General features: G+C 72.8%; 17 protein-coding genes. 4 read left to right on the top strand and 13 right to left on the bottom strand.

Annotated features, from left to right (window positions below):
• Nucleotides 1-71: 71 nt before the first annotated feature.
• From mnmA to VGX25_RS22205, 7 genes are all read right to left on the bottom strand, one after another.
• Nucleotides 72-1,160 (bottom strand): tRNA 2-thiouridine(34) synthase MnmA, encoded by a 1,089-nt coding sequence (mnmA, locus tag VGX25_RS22235; protein WP_326919796.1) that lies wholly within the window; start codon nucleotides 1,158-1,160, stop codon nucleotides 72-74.
• Nucleotides 1,160-2,383 carry a cysteine desulfurase family protein gene (locus VGX25_RS22230; protein WP_326919795.1) on the bottom strand — a complete coding sequence of 408 codons (1,224 nt, stop codon included), beginning with the start codon at nucleotides 2,381-2,383 and terminating at the stop codon, nucleotides 1,160-1,162. The genes mnmA and VGX25_RS22230 overlap by 1 nt, the downstream gene beginning before the upstream one ends.
• Before the next feature lie 32 nt (nucleotides 2,384-2,415).
• The gene (locus tag VGX25_RS22225) at nucleotides 2,416-3,816 is read right to left on the bottom strand and encodes an MFS transporter (protein ID WP_326919794.1); all 1,401 of its coding nucleotides are present in this window, start codon (nucleotides 3,814-3,816) and stop codon (nucleotides 2,416-2,418) included.
• A 51-nt stretch (nucleotides 3,817-3,867) separates the two neighbouring features.
• Nucleotides 3,868-4,752, bottom strand: coding sequence for a lysophospholipid acyltransferase family protein (locus tag VGX25_RS22220; RefSeq protein ID WP_326919793.1), 885 nt, complete (start codon nucleotides 4,750-4,752; stop codon nucleotides 3,868-3,870).
• Nucleotides 4,749-5,522, bottom strand: coding sequence for a GNAT family N-acetyltransferase (locus VGX25_RS22215; RefSeq protein ID WP_326919792.1), 774 nt, complete (start codon nucleotides 5,520-5,522; stop codon nucleotides 4,749-4,751). Before VGX25_RS22215 ends, VGX25_RS22220 begins: the two co-directional genes overlap by 4 nt.
• An 89-nt stretch (nucleotides 5,523-5,611) precedes the next feature.
• On the bottom strand, nucleotides 5,612-6,580 hold the full coding sequence (locus VGX25_RS22210; protein ID WP_326919791.1) for an electron transfer flavoprotein subunit alpha/FixB family protein: 969 nt from the start codon (nucleotides 6,578-6,580) through the stop codon (nucleotides 5,612-5,614).
• Between the two features lie 141 nt (nucleotides 6,581-6,721).
• Nucleotides 6,722-7,507 (bottom strand): electron transfer flavoprotein subunit beta/FixA family protein, encoded by a 786-nt coding sequence (locus VGX25_RS22205; protein ID WP_326919790.1) that lies wholly within the window; start codon nucleotides 7,505-7,507, stop codon nucleotides 6,722-6,724.
• A 330-nt stretch (nucleotides 7,508-7,837) separates the two neighbouring features.
• Between VGX25_RS22205 and VGX25_RS22200 the strand changes: the two genes are divergently transcribed.
• Genes VGX25_RS22200 through VGX25_RS22190 form a run of 3 tightly spaced genes read left to right on the top strand, consistent with a single transcriptional unit; the run spans nucleotide 7,838 to nucleotide 11,385 of the window.
• On the top strand, nucleotides 7,838-8,578 hold the full coding sequence (locus tag VGX25_RS22200; RefSeq protein WP_326919789.1) for a class I SAM-dependent methyltransferase: 741 nt from the start codon (nucleotides 7,838-7,840) through the stop codon (nucleotides 8,576-8,578).
• Nucleotides 8,575-10,098 carry a glycoside hydrolase family 57 protein gene (locus VGX25_RS22195; RefSeq protein WP_326919788.1) on the top strand — a complete coding sequence of 508 codons (1,524 nt, stop codon included), beginning with the start codon at nucleotides 8,575-8,577 and terminating at the stop codon, nucleotides 10,096-10,098. The genes VGX25_RS22200 and VGX25_RS22195 overlap by 4 nt, the downstream gene beginning before the upstream one ends.
• Nucleotides 10,099-10,131: 33 nt before the next feature.
• Nucleotides 10,132-11,385: a glycosyltransferase family 4 protein gene (locus tag VGX25_RS22190; protein WP_326919787.1), complete on the top strand. Its 1,254-nt coding sequence runs from the start codon at nucleotides 10,132-10,134 to the stop codon at nucleotides 11,383-11,385.
• Here the strand turns inward: VGX25_RS22190 and VGX25_RS22185 are convergent.
• Nucleotides 11,382-12,125: an acyltransferase gene (locus VGX25_RS22185; protein ID WP_326919786.1), complete on the bottom strand. Its 744-nt coding sequence runs from the start codon at nucleotides 12,123-12,125 to the stop codon at nucleotides 11,382-11,384. The genes VGX25_RS22190 and VGX25_RS22185 overlap by 4 nt on opposite strands.
• 129 nt (nucleotides 12,126-12,254) lie before the next feature.
• Here VGX25_RS22185 and VGX25_RS22180 point away from each other — a divergent pair, with 129 nt between their 5' ends.
• On the top strand, nucleotides 12,255-13,211 hold the full coding sequence (locus VGX25_RS22180; RefSeq protein WP_326919785.1) for a nucleoside hydrolase: 957 nt from the start codon (nucleotides 12,255-12,257) through the stop codon (nucleotides 13,209-13,211).
• Between the two features lie 294 nt (nucleotides 13,212-13,505).
• Here VGX25_RS22180 and VGX25_RS22175 read toward each other — a convergent pair whose 3' ends face one another.
• From VGX25_RS22175 to VGX25_RS22155, 5 genes are read right to left on the bottom strand one after another with little or no spacing between them, the layout of a single operon-like run.
• The gene (locus tag VGX25_RS22175) at nucleotides 13,506-14,510 is read right to left on the bottom strand and encodes an acetamidase/formamidase family protein (protein ID WP_326919784.1); all 1,005 of its coding nucleotides are present in this window, start codon (nucleotides 14,508-14,510) and stop codon (nucleotides 13,506-13,508) included.
• The gene (locus VGX25_RS22170; protein WP_326919783.1) at nucleotides 14,507-15,922 is read right to left on the bottom strand and encodes an APC family permease; all 1,416 of its coding nucleotides are present in this window, start codon (nucleotides 15,920-15,922) and stop codon (nucleotides 14,507-14,509) included. The genes VGX25_RS22175 and VGX25_RS22170 overlap by 4 nt, the downstream gene beginning before the upstream one ends.
• Before the next feature lie 41 nt (nucleotides 15,923-15,963).
• Nucleotides 15,964-17,142, bottom strand: a complete 1,179-nt coding sequence (locus tag VGX25_RS22165) for a THUMP-like domain-containing protein (RefSeq protein WP_326919782.1) — start codon at nucleotides 17,140-17,142, stop codon at nucleotides 15,964-15,966.
• Nucleotides 17,139-18,095 (bottom strand): class I SAM-dependent methyltransferase, encoded by a 957-nt coding sequence (locus tag VGX25_RS22160; protein ID WP_326919781.1) that lies wholly within the window; start codon nucleotides 18,093-18,095, stop codon nucleotides 17,139-17,141. The genes VGX25_RS22165 and VGX25_RS22160 overlap by 4 nt, the downstream gene beginning before the upstream one ends.
• Complete coding sequence (locus VGX25_RS22155) at nucleotides 18,085-18,864, bottom strand: enoyl-CoA hydratase/isomerase family protein (RefSeq protein ID WP_326919780.1); 780 nt, start codon at nucleotides 18,862-18,864, stop codon at nucleotides 18,085-18,087. Before VGX25_RS22155 ends, VGX25_RS22160 begins: the two co-directional genes overlap by 11 nt.
• Nucleotides 18,865-18,883 lie beyond the last annotated feature (19 nt).

Below are 18,883 nucleotides of genomic sequence, written 5' to 3'. Positions count from 1 at the left end.
CAGCAGGCTTCAGCGGGGGTCGAACCCGGGTTTCTTGAACTGGCGGACGGTTTGTTGGCTTAGACGGGCGCTTAGCGGGTGCGGGCGATGGTGGCGCTGCCCAGCACGACGTCGCCGGCTTCGTCCGGGCGGTAGAGCACCACGGCCTGGCCGGGGGCGACGCCGCGCAGCCCGCCGTCGAGCCGCACGACCAGCTCGTCGCCGGCCACCGAGGCGACCGCTTCGGCCGTGCCGCCGTGCGCGCGCACCTGGATGGTGCACCGCACCGAGCCGGCCAGCGGCACACCCGACGGCCACACCGGGCGTTCGCCGGCGATCTCGCGCACGGCCAGCGCCTCGGCCGGTCCCACGTGGACGGTGCCGGACACCGGCTCGAGCGCCAGGACGTAGCGCGGCCGGCCGTCGGGGGCCGGCGCGTCGATGCCGAGCCCGTGGCGCTGGCCGACGGTGAACCCGTGCACTCCCGTGTGGACGCCGAGCACCGCGCCGGTCTGCGAGTCGACGAGCCGGCCGGGCCGCTCGCCGAGCCGCTCGGTCAGGAACGCGCGGGTGTCGCCGTCCGGGATGAAGCAGATGTCGTGGCTGTCCGGCTTGTCCGCGACGGCGAGCCCGCGGACCGCGGCCTCGGCCCGCACCTCGCCCTTCACCGAGGCGCCAAGCGGGAACATCGCGTGCCGGAGCTGATCCGCGGTGAGCGAGGCCAGCACGTAGGACTGGTCCTTGGCGGTGTCCGCGCTGCGCCGCAGCTCCGGCTGTCCATCCACAAGGGACAGCCGGGCGTAGTGCCCGGTGCACACCGCGTCGAAGCCCAGCGCGAGCGCCTTGTCGAGCAGCGCCTCGAACTTGATCCGCTCGTTGCACTTCAGGCAGGGGTTGGGGGTGCGGCCGGCGGCGTACTCGGCGACGAAGTCGGAGACCACGTCCTCGGTGAACCGTTCGGCGAAATCCCAGACGTAGAACGGGATCCCGAGGATGTCGGCGACCCGCCGGGCGTCGCGCGCGTCCTCGACCGTGCAGCACCCGCGGGCGCCGGTGCGCAGCGTGCCGGGCTTGGCGGACAGTGCGAGGTGCACCCCGACCACGTCGTGCCCGGCGTCCACCGCGCGGGCCGCCGCCACCGCGGAGTCGACCCCGCCACTCATCGCCGCGAGGACCCGCATCAGACCTCGATCCCCGGCTTGGCCGAGCGCCGCATGCCGGCCATCCCGGCGCTGCGGGCCCTTGCCACCACCGGGCCGATCACGTCGGCGACCGCGCGCACGTCCGCGCGGGTCGAGGTGTGCCCGAGCGAGAACCGCAGCGATCCGCGCGCCGCGGCCTGGTCCATCCCCATGGCCAGCAGCACATGGCTGGGCTGGGCGACGCCCGCGGTGCACGCGGAGCCGGTGGAGCACTCGATTCCCTTGGCGTCCAACAGCATCAGCAGGCTGTCGCCCTCGCAGCCGGGGAACGTCAGGTGCACGTTGCCCGGCAGCCTGGACGGTCCACCGTCCACATCGGACTGGCCTGGGTCGCCGTTGAGCTCGACGTCCGGGACCGCGGCGCGCACGGCGTCGATCAGCTCGTCGCGCAGGGCGGCCAGCAGCTCGGCCTGCTCCACCCGCCGCTCGACCGCGACCCGCACCGCGGCCGCCGTCGCCACGATCCCGGGCACGTCAAGGGTTCCGGAGCGCAGGTCGCGCTCCTGCCCGCCGCCGTGCAGCAGCGGCGCGCACGGCACGTCCCGGCCGAGCAGCAGCACGCCGACCCCGTACGGCCCGCCGACCTTGTGCCCGGTCATCGTCAGCGCGCTGACCCCGGACGCGGCGAAGTCGACCGGGAGCGCCCCGACCGCCTGCACCGCGTCGGTGTGGAACGGGATCTCGTGCTCGGCGCACGTGGTGGCCAGCTCGCGGACCGGGTTGACGGTGCCGACCTCGTTGTTCGCCCACATCACGCTGACCAGGGCCACGTCGTCGGGGTTCTCGGCGATCGCGGCGCGCAGCGTGTCCTGGTGCACCCGGCCGAACCCGTCCACCTCCAGCACGGTCAGCTCGGCGCCCTCGTGCTCGGCCAGCCAGTGCGCGGCGTCGAGCACGGCGTGGTGCTCGACCGCGGAGACCAGCACCCGGTTGCGGGCCGGGTCGCCGGCCTTCCTCGCCCAGTAGATCCCCTTGACGGCAAGGTTGTCGCTCTCCGTGCCGCCGGCGGTGAAGATCACCTCGGACGGGCGGGCGCCGAGCGCGGCGGCGATCTCCTCGCGGGCCTCCTCGACGACGCGCCGGGCCCGCCGGCCGGAGGCGTGCAGGGACGAGGCGTTGCGCAACAGCGGCAGCGCCCCGGTCATCGCCGCCACCGCCTCGGCGACCATGGGCGTCGTGGCCGCGTGGTCCAGATACGTCATCAACCCACGAGAGTAGTCCGCGTCGGTGAATATCAGTCCCCTACGTCGGTCGCCGCGGCGCGGGCGGGGCGGAACACCAGCACGCCGAGCAGGGCCAGACCGGCCATCAGCAGGTCGATGGCGATGACCGCGGCCGTGGGGTGGGCCGCGGAGGCCAGCGTGGTGAGCAGCACACCGCCGAGGCCGATCGTGATCGCCGCCGTGGTCAGGTCGGAGACCTGCAGCGCGGCGGAGGCGAAGCCGCGCTCGCGCGGTGCGGCGTAGTCCAGGGTGAGCAACCCGATGGACGGGATGGCCAGCCCCATCGCGGCGCCTGCGACCAGCCACAGCGGCGCGGCCAGCAAGGGCAGTCCCCAGCTCGGTGCGGTCAGCGTCATCGCGGCAAGGGCCGCGGCCAGCGTCACGTAGCTGATCCGGATCAGCACCGGCCGCGGGATGTCCGGGTGGCGGCCCTGCCAGTGCGACGCGCCGGCCCAGCCGAGCGCCCCGATCGTCAGCGGCAGCCCGGCCATGGCCGGCGAATGGTGGTGCACGGCCACCAGGGTCAGCGGGACGTACGCCTCGACCCCGAAGAACGCCCCGGCGAACAGGCCGCGGGACAGGATCGTCGCCGGCAGCCCCGGCCGTGCGGTGAGCGTGCCGCGGGGCAGCAGCACCCGCAGCGCCGGCACCAGCGCGGCCAGCCCGGCCAGCCCCAGCCAGAGCGTGCCGAGCGACGGGTGCTGCGCCGCCCAGCTCAGCGCCGTGACGCCGAACCCGGTGGCCACCGCCGCCAGCGGGATCCCGCGCCGGGGGGTCGCGGCCGGGGCCGACGGGTCGAGGTCCGGCAGCCGGCGCACGGTCGGCAGGATCAGCAGGACGCCGAGCACGCCGAACGGCACAAGGCCCAGGAAGACCCACCGCCAGCCGAGGTGCTCGGTGATCAGGCCGGCCGCGGTCGGGCCGACCAGCGACGGCACCACCCAGGCCGCGGCGATCAACCCGAACACCCGGGGCCGGGCGCGCTCCGGGTACACCAGCGCCACCAGCACGTAGATCGCCACGATCTCGGCGCCGAGACCCAGCCCCTGCAGCACCCGCCCGGCAAGCAGCACCGGCATCCCGCCGGCCGTCCCGGCGACCACCAGCCCGACCAGCAGCAGGCTCGGCCCGACCAGCAGCCCCGGCCCCGGCCCGAACCGGTCGGACAGCCGCCCGGACAGGACCGTGGCGGTCACGCTGGCCGCGAGGAACGCGGTGAACGGCCAGGAGTACAAGGCGTTGCCGTTGAGGTCGGCCAGCATCCGCGGCATCGCCGTGCCCACGCCCATGTGCTCGAACGCGGCCACCGTGACAATCATCACCATCCCGACCGTGGTGGCGCGGATCTGCGCGCCCCACAGCGGGTTCGGCCCCGTGGCCTTGGCGGATTCCGGGTTCGCAGTCACCGTCACGAGATCATGGTGCAACCTCCACCGTGGTGGAGGTCCAGCCCGTGCGGCGGACTAGTGCGGCGAGACCGGGGTGCGGGTGTCCTTGCGGACGGCCGAGCGCAGGCGGCGCTGGCGGGGAAGCTGCACGCGGCCGAGGGCGGAGCTGATGGAGGCCTCGGCCAGGGCGGCGAGCTCGCGGCGGCTTGTGGTGCGGCCGGGGGGCAGCTCGTCGAGGACGTGCATCTCCATGACCAGCCCGCGCAGCCGGGCCACCCGGAGGATGGAGTCGATCAGCGTCTCGTCGCCGATGAAGGCCGGGGCGGTGGTCTCCCGGCCGCCGGACATCCGGAAGCGCAGGGCGATCGGGATCACCGGCACGCCGCCGTCGATCGCCGCCTGGAAGGCCGCGGCGCGGAACGGGCCGGACGCCCGGCCGCACCAGCTGGTGCCCTCCGGGGTGACGTTGACCATCGAGCCGGCCCGCATCACCTCGGCGAGCTCGGCCACGGCCGCCGGCAGCAGGCGCAGCCGCTCGCGGTCGACGTAGACCGTGCCCGCGGCGTCGGCCAGCCGACCGATCACCGGCCAGCTCCTGACCTCGCTCTTGGCCTGCGCGCGCATCGGCTGGGCCGCGTTGATCGCGACGATGTCCAGCCAGGAGATGTGGTTGTTGACCACGAGCGCACCCCGGCCGGGGACCGGCCGCAGCCGGGCCGCCCCGAACACCGCCAGCCGGATGCCGAACGCGCGCAGCACCGCGCGGAAGAACCAGCGCGCCACGTAGGCCCGGCCGCGCCGGCCGACGATCGGCATCAGCGGCGAGACCGCGAGGGCGCGCAGCACCACCCCGGCCGCCGCGATCAGCCGGCCGGCGGCGCGCAGCCGCCCGACGGTCGGCTCGCCGCCGGTGATGCAGTGCGGCCCACACGGCGAGGTGGGCATCCAGGCATGGCTCATACTGTCCCGTCCCCCAGGAAGAACCGAAGGTAACGCTGGTCGACGCCGTGCACGTCGAGCAGCACGAACAGGTCGGCGACGCCGAAGTCGGGGTCGTGGGCCGGCGGCCCGCACACCCAGGCGCCGAGCCGCAGGTAGCCCCTGAGCAGCGGCGGGATGATCGGGCGGGGCGGCGGGTCCACCTCGCCGGTCCGCCATGGCCGCAGCGGCCTGACCCGGTACTCGGGCGGCGCGTAGTGCTTGGCCCGCACCAGGTTCCACACGCCGTTGGCGAACGATCCACCGTCGGACAGCGGCACCGAGGCGCAGCCGGCCAGCCAGCGGTGCCCGGCCAGCAGCATGTACCGCCCGATGCCGGCCCACACCAGGCTCACCACGGCGCCGGTGCGGTGGTCCCGGTGCACGCACGACCGGCCGGTCTCGACCAGCGCCCCGCGCAGCGGCGCGATCGCGGTCAGGTCGAACTCGGTCTCCGAGTAGAGGGTGCCGGCCGCGGAGGCCCGGTCCGGCGGCAGCATCCGGTAGGTGCCGACGATCTCCCCGGTGAGGTCCTCGCGCACCACCAGATGGTCGCAGAACTCGTCGAAGCGATCGATGTCCAGCCCGGGCTCGGTGGTGTGCAGGCTGGCGCCCATCTCCTCGGCGAACACCTGGTGCCGCAACCGCTGAGCGGCCCGGATCTCCGTGTCGTCCCTGGCCACGAGCAGCGAGTAACGCGGGGCGTCGGTTCCGGATTGGGCGGTGCTGACCAGCAGCTCCGACATCGTCATACAGCCGGTCTACTTGGTACGGACCAACGGGCGCGAGTCTGAATCGATGACGTACGAGTGCAGACTGGGTGAACCCTTAGCCAATGTCCTTAGCCCTTGCGCTTGGCGACTTCCTCGGCGAGCTGCGGCGCAACCTTGAACAGGTCCCCGACCACGCCGAAGTCCGCGATCTCGAAGATCGGCGCCTCGGGGTCCTTGTTCACCGCGACGATCGTTTTGGAAGTCTGCATCCCGGCCCGGTGCTGGATGGCACCGGAGATTCCCAACGCAATGTACAGCTGTGGGGACACCGTCTTGCCGGTCTGCCCGACCTGGAACTGCGCGGGATAGTACCCGGAGTCGACCGCCGCGCGGGACGCTCCCACGGCCGCGCCCAGCGTGTCGGCGAGTTGCTCGACCACCGCGAAGCTCTCCGCGCTGCCGACCCCGCGGCCGCCGGAGACGACCACGGACGCCTCGGTCAGCTCCGGCCGGTCGCCGCCGGCCGCCGGCTCGGTGCCGGTGATCCGCGCCGTCTTGGCCGCGTCGACGGCGGGCACGGCGACGCTCTCCTCGACCGCGGCGCCCTGCGCCGGCTCGGCATCGAGGCCGCCGGGGCGCACGGACACGATCGGCACACCCTTGGTGGACTTGGACTTCACCACGAACGCGCCGCCGAAGACGGACTGGACGGCGGTCAGGTCGCCGCCGGAGCCCTCCAGGCCGACGGCGTCCCACAGCAGGCCGGAGCCGGTCCGCGCGGCCAGCCGGGCGGACACCTCCTTGCCCTCCGCCGAGGCCGCGACCAGCACGGCGGCCGGGGACGCCCGCTCGACCAGCGCGGCGAGCACGTCGACCTTCGGGGTGACCAGGTAGGCCGCCGCGTCGTCGGACTCGGCGATGTACACCTTCGTCGCGCCGTAGGAGGCCAGCGACTCCCGCAGCTTGGCGCCCGTGCCGGGCGCGCCCACCACGACCGCGGCCGGCTCGCCGAGCTGGCGCGCCGCGGTGAGCAGCTCGAAGGTGACCTTCTTGGCCTCGCCGTCCGCGTGCTCCACGAGGACCAGGACCTCGGACATGTTCTGTTCTCCTCGTTCTTGTGAGGGCTTACCGGCGCCGAGGCCGGGCCGAAGGCTCGCCGAGGGGTCGGTGTCTGCCAACCGCCGGCCGGACCGCGAAAGTAGTGCTTCCAGCCCTGCCCTCACATTGATTTGTCACTGTCAGATGAGCTTCTGGGACACCAGGTACTCGGCGATCTTGACGCCGCCGTCGCCCTCGTCGGTCACCCGCTGGCCGGCGGAGCGGGGCGGCTTGGGCGCCGCCTCCACGACGGTCGTGGCGGCGTTGGCCAGGCCGATCTCGCCGGCGTCGATGCCGAGGTCGGCGACGGTCAGCGTCTCCACCGGCTTCTTCTTGGCGGCCATGATCCCCTTGAAGGACGGGTAGCGCGGCTCGTTGATCTTCTCGCCGACGCTGATCACCGCGGGCAGGCCGGACTCCAGGTGCGTGATGCCGTCGTCGGTCTCCCGGTCGACCTTCAGCGTGGCGCCGTCCAGCTCGACCTTGCGGGCGTGGGTGAGCTGCGGATAGCCGAGCAGCTCGGCCAGGATCGCCGGCACCGCGCCGCCGCTGCCGTCGCTGGACTCGTTGCCGGCGATCACCAGGTCGACGCCGTCGAGCCGGCCGATGGCCGCGGCGATCACCATGGCGGTCTGCAGCACGTCGGCGCCGTGCAGCGCCGGGTCGCAGACGTGCACGGCCTTGTCGGCGCCCATGGACAGCGCCTTGCGGATCGCCTCCGCGGCGCGCTCCGGGCCGACGGACAGCACGGTCACCTCGCCGTCGTGGGCCTCCTTGAGCTGCAGGGCCTCCTCGACGGCCCGCTCGTTGATCTCGTCGAGCACCGCGTCGGCCGAATCACGGTCCAGGGTGTGGTCAGACTCGGTGAGCTTGCGCTCCGAGTAGGTGTCCGGCACCTGCTTGACCAGCACAACGATGTTTGGCATTGGCCCTTCCCGACCTCCCGATCAACGCACGGTGACGTGCGCCCGCATGTTACTTGCGAGTAGCATAGGGGCAAGCTCGAGCATGCCGCCGGCCTTCGTGATCGTGCTCACCCGCTCTACGGACAAGGTTAGCCCCCAGCCCATGCACGCCCGCGCCGACTCGAGAACCACAGGGACGAGCCCGGGCCACGCGGTGCCATCCGCGGCCAGGGTGGCCGGCGCGGGCGGCGGGCCGCGCCGCGTGCCGGACGCCCTCGCGCGCCGGTGTCCACGTTGGACCGGGCGTGGTCGGCATCTCCGTCTCCCCCGCGTGATGGCTAGTGTGCTGGCGTGACCTCGACACCTCTGCCGCTGACCGGGGAGCGGACCGTGCCAGGGATCCCGGAGGAGAATTACTGGTTCCGGCGGCACGAGGCCGCGTATGCCGAGCTCGCGGGACACTGCGCAGGGGCCGTGGTGCTGGAGACCGGGTGCGGCGAGGGATACGGCGCCGACCTGTTCGCGCGGACCGCGCGGCTGGTGTGCGGGGTGGACTACGACGAGCCGACCGTGGCGCACGTGGCGCAGGCCTACCCGCGGGTGCGGGCGGTGCGCGGAAACCTGGCCGCGCTGCCGGTCCGGTCGTCCACAGTGGACGTCGTGGCGAACCTGCAGGTGATCGAGCACCTGTGGGATCAGGCGGGGTTCCTCGCCGAGTGCCGCCGGGTGCTGCGGCCGGGTGGCCGGCTGCTGATCACGACGCCGAACCGGATCACCTTCTCCCCCGGCCGGGACACGCCGCTCAACCCGTTCCACATCAGGGAGCTGGCTCCGGCCGAGCTGGCCGAGCTGTTGCTGGCGACCGGGTTCGAGGTGGAGCTGCTCGCCGGGCTGCACCACGGGCCGCGGCTGCGGGAGCTGGACGCGGCGCTCGGCGGCCTCATCGAGGCTCAGGTCGCGGTCGCGGTGAGCGGATCGCCGTGGCCGGCCGAGCTGCTGGCCGCGGTCGCCTCGGTGTCCACTGTGGACTTCCTGATCGCCACGGAGGACCTGGACACCAGCCTCGACCTCGTGGCGGTGGCGCGCCGATGACCGCACGAGAACCGGTCGGGTCGTTCTGCCTCGTGCTGCACAGCCACCTGCCGTGGCTGGTGCACCACGGGTCCTGGCCGGTCGGTGAGGAGTGGCTGTACCAGGCGTGGGCGCACTCCTACCTGCCGATGGCCGACCTGCTGCGCCGCCTCGCCGAGCAGGGCCGGCGGGACGTGCTGACCATCGGCGTCACGCCCGTGCTGGCCGCACAGCTCGACGATCCCTATGCGCTGCGGGCGTTTCACGACTGGCTGGGCACCTGGCAGCTGCGCGCCCAGTACGCGGCGGTGCGCTGGCGGGGCGCCGACCCGCTGCTGCGCGACCTGGCCGCGACCGAGCACCGGGCGGCCGCGTGGGCCATCGAGGAGTTCGAGTCGCACTGGCGGCACGGGTTCTCGCCGGTGCTTCGCTCTCTTGTGGACGGTGGGGTGGTCGAGCTGCTCGGTGGCCCGGCCACGCACCCGTTCCAGCCGCTGCTGCGCCAACCGCTGCGGGACTTCGCGCTGCGCACCGGGTTGGCCGACACCGCGCTGCGGATCGGGCACCGGCCGGCGGGCATCTGGGCGCCGGAATGTGGCTTCGCACCGGGGATGGAGCGCGACTACGCCGCGGCCGGGGTGCGGTGGTTCCTTGTGGACGGTCCGGCGCTGCGCGGGGACACGCACGCGGCGCGGCCGGTCGGCGACTCGGACGTGGTGTGCTTCGGGCGGGATCTCGAGGTGACGTACCGGGTGTGGTCGCCGCGGGCGGGGTACCCGGGGCACGCCGCGTACCGGGATTTCCACACGTTCGACCACCCGACGGGGCTCAAGCCGTCTCGGGTGACCGGGCGGAAGGTGCCGCCGGAGGCCAAGCGGCCGTACGACCCCGCGCTTGCCGCGGCCGCGGTTCGCCGGCACGCCAACGACTTCGTCGACACCGTGGTGGGCAGGCTGGCGTCGCTGCGCGCCCGGCACGGGGCGCCGGGGCTGGTCGTTGCGGCGTACGACACCGAGCTGTACGGCCACTGGTGGCACGAGGGCCCGGCCTGGCTGGAGACCGTGCTGCGGGCGCTGCCGGCGGCCGGGGTGCGGGTGACCACGCTGCGCGGGGCGCTCGAGGCCGGGCACCTCGGCACGGCGGTGGACCTGCCCGCGTCCTCCTGGGGATCGGGCAAGGACTGGCGGGTGTGGGACGGCGAGCAGGTCGCCGACCTCGTCACCGCCGGCGCCGCGCTGCAGGACGAGCTGCTCGCGCTGCCGCTCGGTGGCGGACCGGCGCGTGATCCGGTGCTGGACCAGACGGTGCGCGAGGCCCTGCTGGCGCTGTCCAGCGACTGGGCGTTCATGGTGACCAAGGACTCCGCGGCCGACTACGCCCGGCGGCGCGCCAAGGTGCACGGCGACCGGTTCGCCGAGCTGGCGAGCCTGGTCCGGGCCGGGCACCGGGCGCGGGCGGCGGACCGGGCCGACGAGCTGCGCGCCGAGGATGGGGTGTTCGGGCACCTCGACGCCCGGACGTTAGTTGGTACCGGCCGGTAGGTCGCGGCGCGCTGATGCGAGGATCACTCCCATATGCGCGTCCTGATGCTGTCCTGGGAGTACCCGCCGGTCGTGGTCGGCGGGCTTGGCCGGCACGTGCACGCGCTGGCCAAGCACCTGGCCGAGCAGGGGCACGAGGTGGTCGTGCTGTGCCGGCACGAGGCCGGGACCGACGCGCTGACCCACCCGACCGCCTGGTCGGTGCACGAGGGCGTGCGGCTGGTCCGGGTCGCCGAGGACCCGACGCACCTGGTGTTCGAGAAGGACCTGGTGGCGTGGACCCTGGCGATGGGGCACGCGATGATCCGCGCCGGGCTCGGGCTGCTGCGCCGGTGGCGGCCGGACGTGGTGCACGCGCACGACTGGCTGGTGACGCACCCGGCCATCGCGCTCGCCGAGCAGGCCGGGGCGCCGCTGGTGGCCACGTTCCACGCCACCGAGGCCGGCCGGCACAGCGGGTGGCTGGCGCAGCCGCTGAACCAGCAGATCCACTCGGTCGAGTGGTGGCTGGCCAACCGGGCGGACGCGTTGATCACCTGCTCGGCGGCGATGCGCGCGGAGGTGGCCCACCTGTTCGAGGTGGACCCCGACGGGATCGCCGTCATCCACAACGGGATCGAGCCGCGCCGCTGGCGGGTGCCGGCGGAAACCGTGCGGCAGACCAGGAAGCGGCACAGCCCGCACGGCGAGCCGCTGATCGTGTTCTTCGGGCGGCTGGAGTGGGAGAAGGGCGTGCATGACCTGATCACCGCCCTGCCCCGGATCCGGCGCACCCATCCGGGCGCCCGCCTGGTCGTTGCCGGGCGCGGGCGGCAGGCGGCGACGCTGCTCGCCCTGGCCCGCAAGCACCGGGTGGTCCGCTCCGTGGAGTTCGTCGGGCACCTGCCCGACCGGGAGCTGGTGGCCTGCCTGGCCGCGGCCGACGTCGTGGTGCTGCCCAGCCGGTACGAGCCGTTCGGGATCGTCGCGCTCGAGGCCGCCGCGGCCGGCGCGCCGCTGGTCGCCGCCGCCACCGGCGGGCTCGGCGAGGTCGTCATCGACGGCGAGACCGGGCTGTCCTTCGCACCCGGCGACGCCGCCGGCCTTGCCGGTGCCGTGCGCGCGGTGCTCGACGACCCGGTCGCCGCCGACCGCCGGGCCCGCCGCGCGAAGTCCCGCCTCGCCGAGGACTTCAACTGGACCACGATCGCCGCCGAGACCGCCGAGGTCTACCGCCGCACCGAGATTCGCGAGCACGAGCCGCTGGGCCGCCCGAAGATCGCCTCGGGCAACGCGTTCACGGCCTAGGAATCCAGCGTCTGCTTGAGCGCCTCGCGCGCCTTGCGGGCCATGTCGGCGACGGCGGCCCGGCGTTCGGCGTCGGCCTCGTAGTCGGCGAGGCGGTCCCGGACGACCCTGGCCGGGGAACCGACCGCGATCGCGTAGTCCGGGATGTCGCCGCGGACCACGGCGTGCGCGCCGATCACCGCGCCGCGGCCGATGCGCGAGCCGCGCAGCACCGAGACCTTGGTGCCCAGCCACGTGTCCGGACCGATCCGGACCGGGGCCTTGACGATGCCCTGGTCCTTGATCGGCCGGTGGATGTCGGAGATGACGTGGTCGAAGTCACAGATGTAGACCCAGTCGGCAACCAGGGCGGCGTCGCCGAGCTCGATGTCGAGGTAGCAGTTGATCACGTTCTGCCGGCCGAAGACCGCCTTGTCGCCGATCCGCAGCGAGCCCTCGTGGCAGCGGATCGCGTTGCCGTCGCCGATGTGCACCCAGCGGCCGATCTCCATCCGGCCGTACCCGGGGCGGCAGTGGATCTCGACGTTCTTCCCGAGGAACACCATGCCGTGCACGACGATGTGCGGGTTGGCCAGCCGGAACCGCAGCAGCCGCCAGTACCGCACCAGGTACCACGGCCGCCACGCGCGGTTGCGGATCACCCAGCGCAGCGAGGCGAGGGTGAGAAACCTGGCCTGCGCCGGTTCCCGCCGCGTACGCCGCCAGCGCTGAGCGATCGGCGCGCCCCACATCGTGGTCATGAGTTCCTGCCCGAGGACGTCGCGGCACCCGAGGCGACCACCGGGCGCGCCGGGCCCGAAGTTCGCGCAAAGTCGCGTGGATGGACCGTCATGGGAAAGACGGTAGCCGACCGGATTACCGTCGAATTCATGACGTCGCTGATCATCGACACCGATCCCGGGGTGGACGACGCGTTCGCCATCGCGTTGGCGTGCGCCAGCCCGGAGGTCGACCTGCTCGCCGTGACCACCGTGTTCGGCAACGTTCCGCTCGAGTCGACCACGCGCAACGCGTTGCGGCTGCTGGCCTTGTGCGGCCGGGAGGACGTGCCGGTGGCCCGCGGCGCCGCCCGGCCGCTGGTCTACCCGCGGGTGCAGGAGGCGGAGTACGCGCACGGCAGCGACGGGCTGTCCGGCCGGGCGCACACCCTGCCGGACCCGAGCCGGGACGTCGTCGGGCTGGACGCGGTGGCCCTGATGGCGCAGATCCTGCGGGACGCCGCGGCGCCGGTGACGATCGTCCCCATTGGACCGTTGACCAACATCGCGCTGCTGCTCGCAGCCCATCCCAGCCTGCACGCCAAGATCGAGCGGCTGGTGATCATGGGCGGCGGGCTGTCCGGCGGCAACACCACCGCCACGGCGGAGTTCAACCTGTGGTCCGACCCGGAGGCCGCCCACCGCGTGCTGGTCGAGGAGCGGGTGCCCACGGTGCTGGTGCCGATCGACCTGACCTTCGCCTGCCGGGTCGACCGGGCCTGGCTGAGCCGCCTTGTGGCCGCGGGCCCGCTCGGCGCGACGCTGGCCGGCCTCACCGACGACTACGTCGCCCACTACACCAAGTTCTTCGGCTACGAGTGCACGATCCTGCACGACGCCATCGCCGTGGCCGAGGCGATCCGGCCGGGCCTGCTGCGCACCAAGACGTACCCGGTCGAGGTGGACAGCACCTTCGGGCCCGGCCGCGGCACGCTCATCGCCGACCGGCGCGAGCCCGACATCATCGCCACGTTCGGCGCCAAGCAGGCCCGCGCCCTGGACATCGCGCTGGAGACCGACGTCGACGAGGTGCGCGCGTTCCTCCTCGAGCGCCTTGCCACAGGGTGAGCCCGCGTGCCGGCCGGAGGGTGGGGGTATCGCCCGGCACGCGGGCCCAGGTCAGCCGACGGCGTACCGGGTCGATGGATGGCACGGAGCTGGGCCTCGCTCAGCTCCGTGTCACCCCTTTCGACACCCCCGGTGGTGCCGTCGGGATCGCTTTGTTGCGGCCCACAACATTTGGCTGCGAGTGCACCGTAGCGCTCCCCACAGGCGGGGTCCAGCCCCCAATGGCCCATGCCGGCCCGGTGTTCGGCCGTCACCCAATCGGCCGTTCGGCGTCAACCGCGCGCAACGATCTGCTCACCGGAGCAGCTGGGCGGCCTGCTCGCGGAGCTCGGCGTGGGTGCCTCGGTAGGCGGGTCGGGCGGGCAGGTAGGACTTGTCGATCTTGCTGGTGACGGTGTAGATGGGGTTGCAGACCTGGGCGACCGGGGCCAGGGCGGCCTGGGCGACGATCTGGTAGGCGTCCATGTGGTCGAGTCCGTGGAGGTCGGCCAGCCAGCCGATCATGTCGACCTGGGCCACGCGGTAGGCGTTCTCAAGGGGGCGAGCGGCGCCGACGGTCATCAGGTGGGTGTCGGACTCGAGGCGGGGCCACGGGGTCAGCATGCCGGGGATGAGGCCGACGATCAGCACGGTGTTCATGGCCACCTCGACGCCGGTGCCGCAGGCCTCGCCCTCACCCTGGCGGGCGTGGCCGTCGCCGAGCGAGAACAGGGCGCCCTCGACGTTGACGCCGAAGTAGGCGGTCACGCCCGCGCGCATCTCCGGGGTGTCCAGATTGCCGCCGTGGGAGTCGGGCACGAGGGCCGACCGCGCCTCGAACGCGGCCGGGGCGACGCCGACGGTGCCGTGCATGGGATCCATCGGGAACTCGAGGGTCAGGTCCGCGCTCTTGGCGTGGTAGGTGACCGTGCGCCGCTGCCGGTCCAGCTCGTAGAGCCAGACGAGCTCGGGCAGCGCCTCCTGCAGGGTGGCGGTGTGGTGGTCCGAGGTGAGCGCGCCGAAGAACGGCACGGTGGTCGCCGCGCCGATGTCGCGGGCGGGCTCGATGGACACGAAGTGCAGCGCCAGGGTGTCGCCGGGCTTGGCGCCGTCCACATAGAACGGTCCGGTTTGCGGGTTGAGAAAGGGAAACTCGCAGACCTGGGAGACGAGGTCCTGTTCGGACCGAACCTTGCCGGCGTAGCAGTCCTCGGTCCACAGCCGGATGACGTCGCCCGGCTTGACCTTGCGGGCCGGCGGCGCGCCGCCGAAGGTCCAGACGAACTCGCTGGGCTCTGGCCGGTACTCGACGATGGTCATGCGCCCTCCTTCACCGGAGCGGTGGGCTCGGCCGGTGGCTCGGTCGGCTGGGCCAGCGTCGGCGTCCGGCCGGCAAGCACCAGTCCGATCATGACGACGATCCCGATGCCGAGCCAGCTCAGCCCGACCACCTGCGCCGCGACCTTGGCCTTGATCACGACGTAGCCGAGGATCACCAGACCGCACACCGGAACCAGCAGGTGGCGAACGTAGTCCCGGCTGCGGTTGCGCACCAGGTAGTGCACGATCACGGACAGGTGCAGCAGCAGGAACGCGGTGAGCGCGCCGAAGTTCACCAGCGCGGTGAGCGTGGTCAGCCCGTAGTCGTCCCGGAAGGTGAGGCCGACGCCGACCCCGACCGAGATCACCGCGACGACGAACGTGGCGTACTCCGGCACCCGGTAGGTCTCGTGCACCTTGGCGAGGAACCGCGGCAGCTGGCGGTCGCGGGCCATCGAGTAGAGCACCCGCGACGTCGCCGCCTGCGCGACGAGGGCGTCGGCGAACCCCCACGCGATCGCGGTCGCCACGGCGGTGAGCACATACAGCCAGTGCCCGCCGGCATGCTCGGCGGCCTCGTAGAACGCCGTGCCCCCGGGATCGCCCTCGTTGAGCAGCTTCGCCCGGTCCGGCACCAGCAGCGCCGCGACCCAGGTCTGGACGATGAACAGCACGGCGACGACGAGCAGCGACGCGACCGTCGCGCGGGCCACCTGCCGGCTGCCCTCACGGTTCTCCTCGGACAGCGTCGAGATCGCGTCGAAGCCGAGGAAGCTCAGCGCCGCAAGGGAAACCGCGCCGAAGATCAGGCCGACGGAGAACGTGTCGGAGTTGTACAGCGGCGAGAAGAAGTCGCCGGTGCCCTTGCCGCCGGCCAGCGCGATAACGCCGATCAGCAGGAAGACCGCGAGCACGATCAGCTCGCCGACCAGCATGACCCGGTTGGCTCGCGCGGTGAGCTCGATGCCGAAGTAGTTGATGGCCGTGTTCAGCACGATGAACCCGACCACCCACAGCCACACCGGGATGGCCGGCACGAAACTGTGCATCGCGATCCCGGAGACGATGTAGAGCAGCGCCGGGATCAGGATGTAGTCGAGCAGGATCTGCCAGCCGGCGATGAACCCGACCGGCGGGGCGATCCCCCGCCCCGCGTACGAGTACACCGACCCGGCGAGCGGGAACGCCTTGGCCATCTGGGCGTAGGAGATCGCGGTGAACACCATGCCCACCGCGCCGATCGCGTACGCCAGCGCGACCATCCCGCCCGACGCGTTGAACACGCCGCCGAAGATCCCGAACGGCGCGATCGGCACCATGAAGATCAGGCCGTAGATCAGCAGGTCCCAGAACGACAGGGAGCGCTTGAGCTCCTGCCGGTAGCCGAACTGCTCGATGTTCTGCTCGGACATGGCCGGCATTAGAGCACTCGGCCCGCCCCCGGGGAAGACTCTTAGGTAGGACGTTCAGACCACGGAAAATTCGCCGGAATGCGTACGGCTGCGCAGACGAACGCCGTTGGCGTGTGGCCGACGCGGGTGAGCACGGCGGTGGCTTCGGCCGGGCCGCCGAGCTTGAGCCGCGGGCGCAGCGTGTTGGGGTCGATGTCCAGGCCGCGCACCAGGATCTCCAGCCGGCCGACGCCGAGGCGGCGCAGCGTCGCCCGCAGCGCCTTCTCCGAGTAGTGGCCGTGCTCGAGAACGCGGAAGGCGCGGACGCCGGGCGGCGGGGTGTCGCCGGTCAGGTAGGCGATCCGCTCGTCGAGCTGGCCGAGGCCGTGCCGGGCGGCGTAGTGGCGGACGAGGCCGGCGCGCACGACGGCGCCGTCCGGGTCGACGATCCACTGTCCCGGCGGCCGCACCGGGCAGTCGTCCGGCTCGGCGTCGGTGACCGTCCACGCCGGACCGCCGGTGCGCAGGACGGTGGCCCGCCGGCCGGCGGTGGCAAGGGAACCCGACCACAGGCAGGCCTCGCGCACCTGGCCGTCCAGCGAGACCAGCTCGACCTCGCCGGCCCACGGGATGTCGATGCCCGGCGCACACTTCACCGCCAGATCCCGACCGCGGTAGGCCTCCGCCAGCGCGTCCAGCGGCGGGGTGAAGTCCGACGGGCGCCAGCGCCGCCGGCCGGCCGCGTCCCGCCGGCCGGGGTCGGCGAACACCGCGGTGCCACGGCTCACCGGCCGCAGGGCGTCCGCCCGCACCAGCGCAGCCGCGCAGTTGTGCCGGGCCATCGCCAGGCGCACCGGATCGAGGTCGGATCCCAGGCAGCGCGCGGCCACCGCGGCGAGAGCCGCGAGATCAACCCCCACCGAGCACGTCACGTCGTGCACATCCCGCCCGGCGAACCGCTCCGCCCGGTGCCGGGCCACCGGCATCGGAGTGGCCTGCTGCAACGCCGCGTCGGTGAGCAACCAGCGACCCGGATCGTCCACCTTGGACACCGCTTTCCGGCGCAACAGCACGGTCTCCAGCACCGCACCGGCCCGGTCCCCCACGATGCCGCGAGCGGTACGCACATCGGCCAGGTACGACGCGCCGGTCAAGGCCAGCCGGTCGACCTGGGCGACCGCCGCCACCCCGGCCGGCGAGGTCAGGAAGGCGACGTCGGCAAGGCTGAACTCGTAGCTCACACGGGTTTGGTTCCGGTGATCATGACGTTGTAGAACAGTTGGCGTGGGGTGATGCGGCGGAGGATGTGCTCGTCGAGCCAGGAGAGGCGGAGCCAGGATTTGTAGGCGAAGAACTTCCAGCGTAGGCCGAGTTTCTCGGGTGGGACGGCGGCTTCGAAGGTGCGGACCGGCCAGCCGAACAGGGCGGCGGTGAGCTCTTCGGTGCGGGCGTGGACCTCGGCCGCGCCGGCGTCGCGGGCCAGGCGTTCGAGTGCGGTCGGGTCGAAGGTGTGGAGGTCGACGACGGCCTCGAGGGCGGCGGCTCGGGAGGACTCGTCCAGCTCGGCTTGCGGGCGGCGCCAGTCGCGCAGCGGGCCGAGGCGGGTGAGGTTGGTGGTGAGCCACCAGACGGCGCGGCCGAGGCGGCGGGCGTACCAGTCGCCGATCTTGGTGGGTTCGCCGGCGAAGACGAACCGGCCGCCGGGCTTGAGAACGCGGAGGATCTCGCGGAACGCGGCGGGCAGGTCGGGGATGTGGTGCAGCACGGCGTGGCCGACGACGAGGTCGAACGTGTCGTCGTCGTAGGGAATCCGCTCGGCGTCGGCGACCCGGCCGTCGACGTCGAGCCCGAGCTGCGCCGCGTTGCGCAGCGCGACGTCGACCATGCCCGGCGACAGGTCGGTCACCGAGCCCTTCTTGATCACGCCGCCCTGCATGAGGTTCAGCAGGAAGAACCCGGTGCCGCAGCCCAGCTCCATGGCCCGCTCGTAGGGCCAGTCCCGCTCCCCCGCGACGGCGCGGAACCGCCCGACGGCGTAGTCGATGCACCGCTCGTCGTAGGAGATCGACCACTTCTCGTCGTAGGTGCCGGCCTCCCAGTCGTGGTACAGCACGTTGGCCAGCTTGGGATCCGAGCGCGCGGCCTCGACCTCCTCGGCCGTCGCATGTGGATTCGGCGCGGGATCACTTGCCACTGAACGTCGCCTTCCCCGGCCCGTTCTCGATGAACGACCGCATCCCGGTCTTCTGGTCCTCGGTGGCGAACAGCGCCGCGAAGATCTGGCTCTCCACCTTGAGCCCGTCGGCCAGCGAGCCGTTCAGCCCGATGTCGATGGCCGCCTTGGCCGCGGCGAGCGCCCTTGCCGGACCGTTGACGAACTGCTGGGCCCACCGGGTCGCCGCCTGGTAGACGTCGTCCGGGGCGACCACCTCGTCGACGAGGCCGAGCGAGAGCGCCTCGCCGGCCTCCACGAACCGTCCCGTGTAGACGATGTCCTTCGCCTTGCTCGGGCCGACGAGCCGGGCGAGGCGCTGGGTGCCGCCGGCGCCGGGGATGACGCCGAGCAGGATCTCCGGCTGGCCCACCTTGGCGTTGTCGCCGGCGATCCGGCGGTCGCAGCACAGCGCCAGCTCCAGCCCGCCGCCGAGCGCGTAGCCGGTGACCGCGGCCACGGTCGGCTTCGGGATGTCGGCGACCGAGCTGAACGCCGAGGACAGCGCACCGGCCCTGGCCGCCATGTCCACATAGGACATGTCGGCCATCTCCTTGATGTCGGCGCCGGCCGCGAACACCTTCTGTCCACCGTAGACGATCACCGCGCGGACGTCGGCGCGCTCGCCCGCCTCGACCGCGGCGGCCCGGATCTCCTCCTGCACCTGCTTGTTGAGCGCGTTCATCGGCGGGCGGTCCAGCCGAATCGTGCCGACGCCGGCTTCCACCTCGAGCCGAACGAACTCACCCACGACGCCTCCCTCGAGTCTG

The sequence above is a fragment of the Actinophytocola sp. genome, assembly GCF_035942955.1.
Classification (GTDB): Bacteria; Actinomycetota; Actinomycetes; order Mycobacteriales; family Pseudonocardiaceae; genus DASYTH01.
The sequence above is the reverse complement of the archived record's forward strand: the minus strand, read 5'-3'. Positions and strand labels throughout refer to the sequence as shown.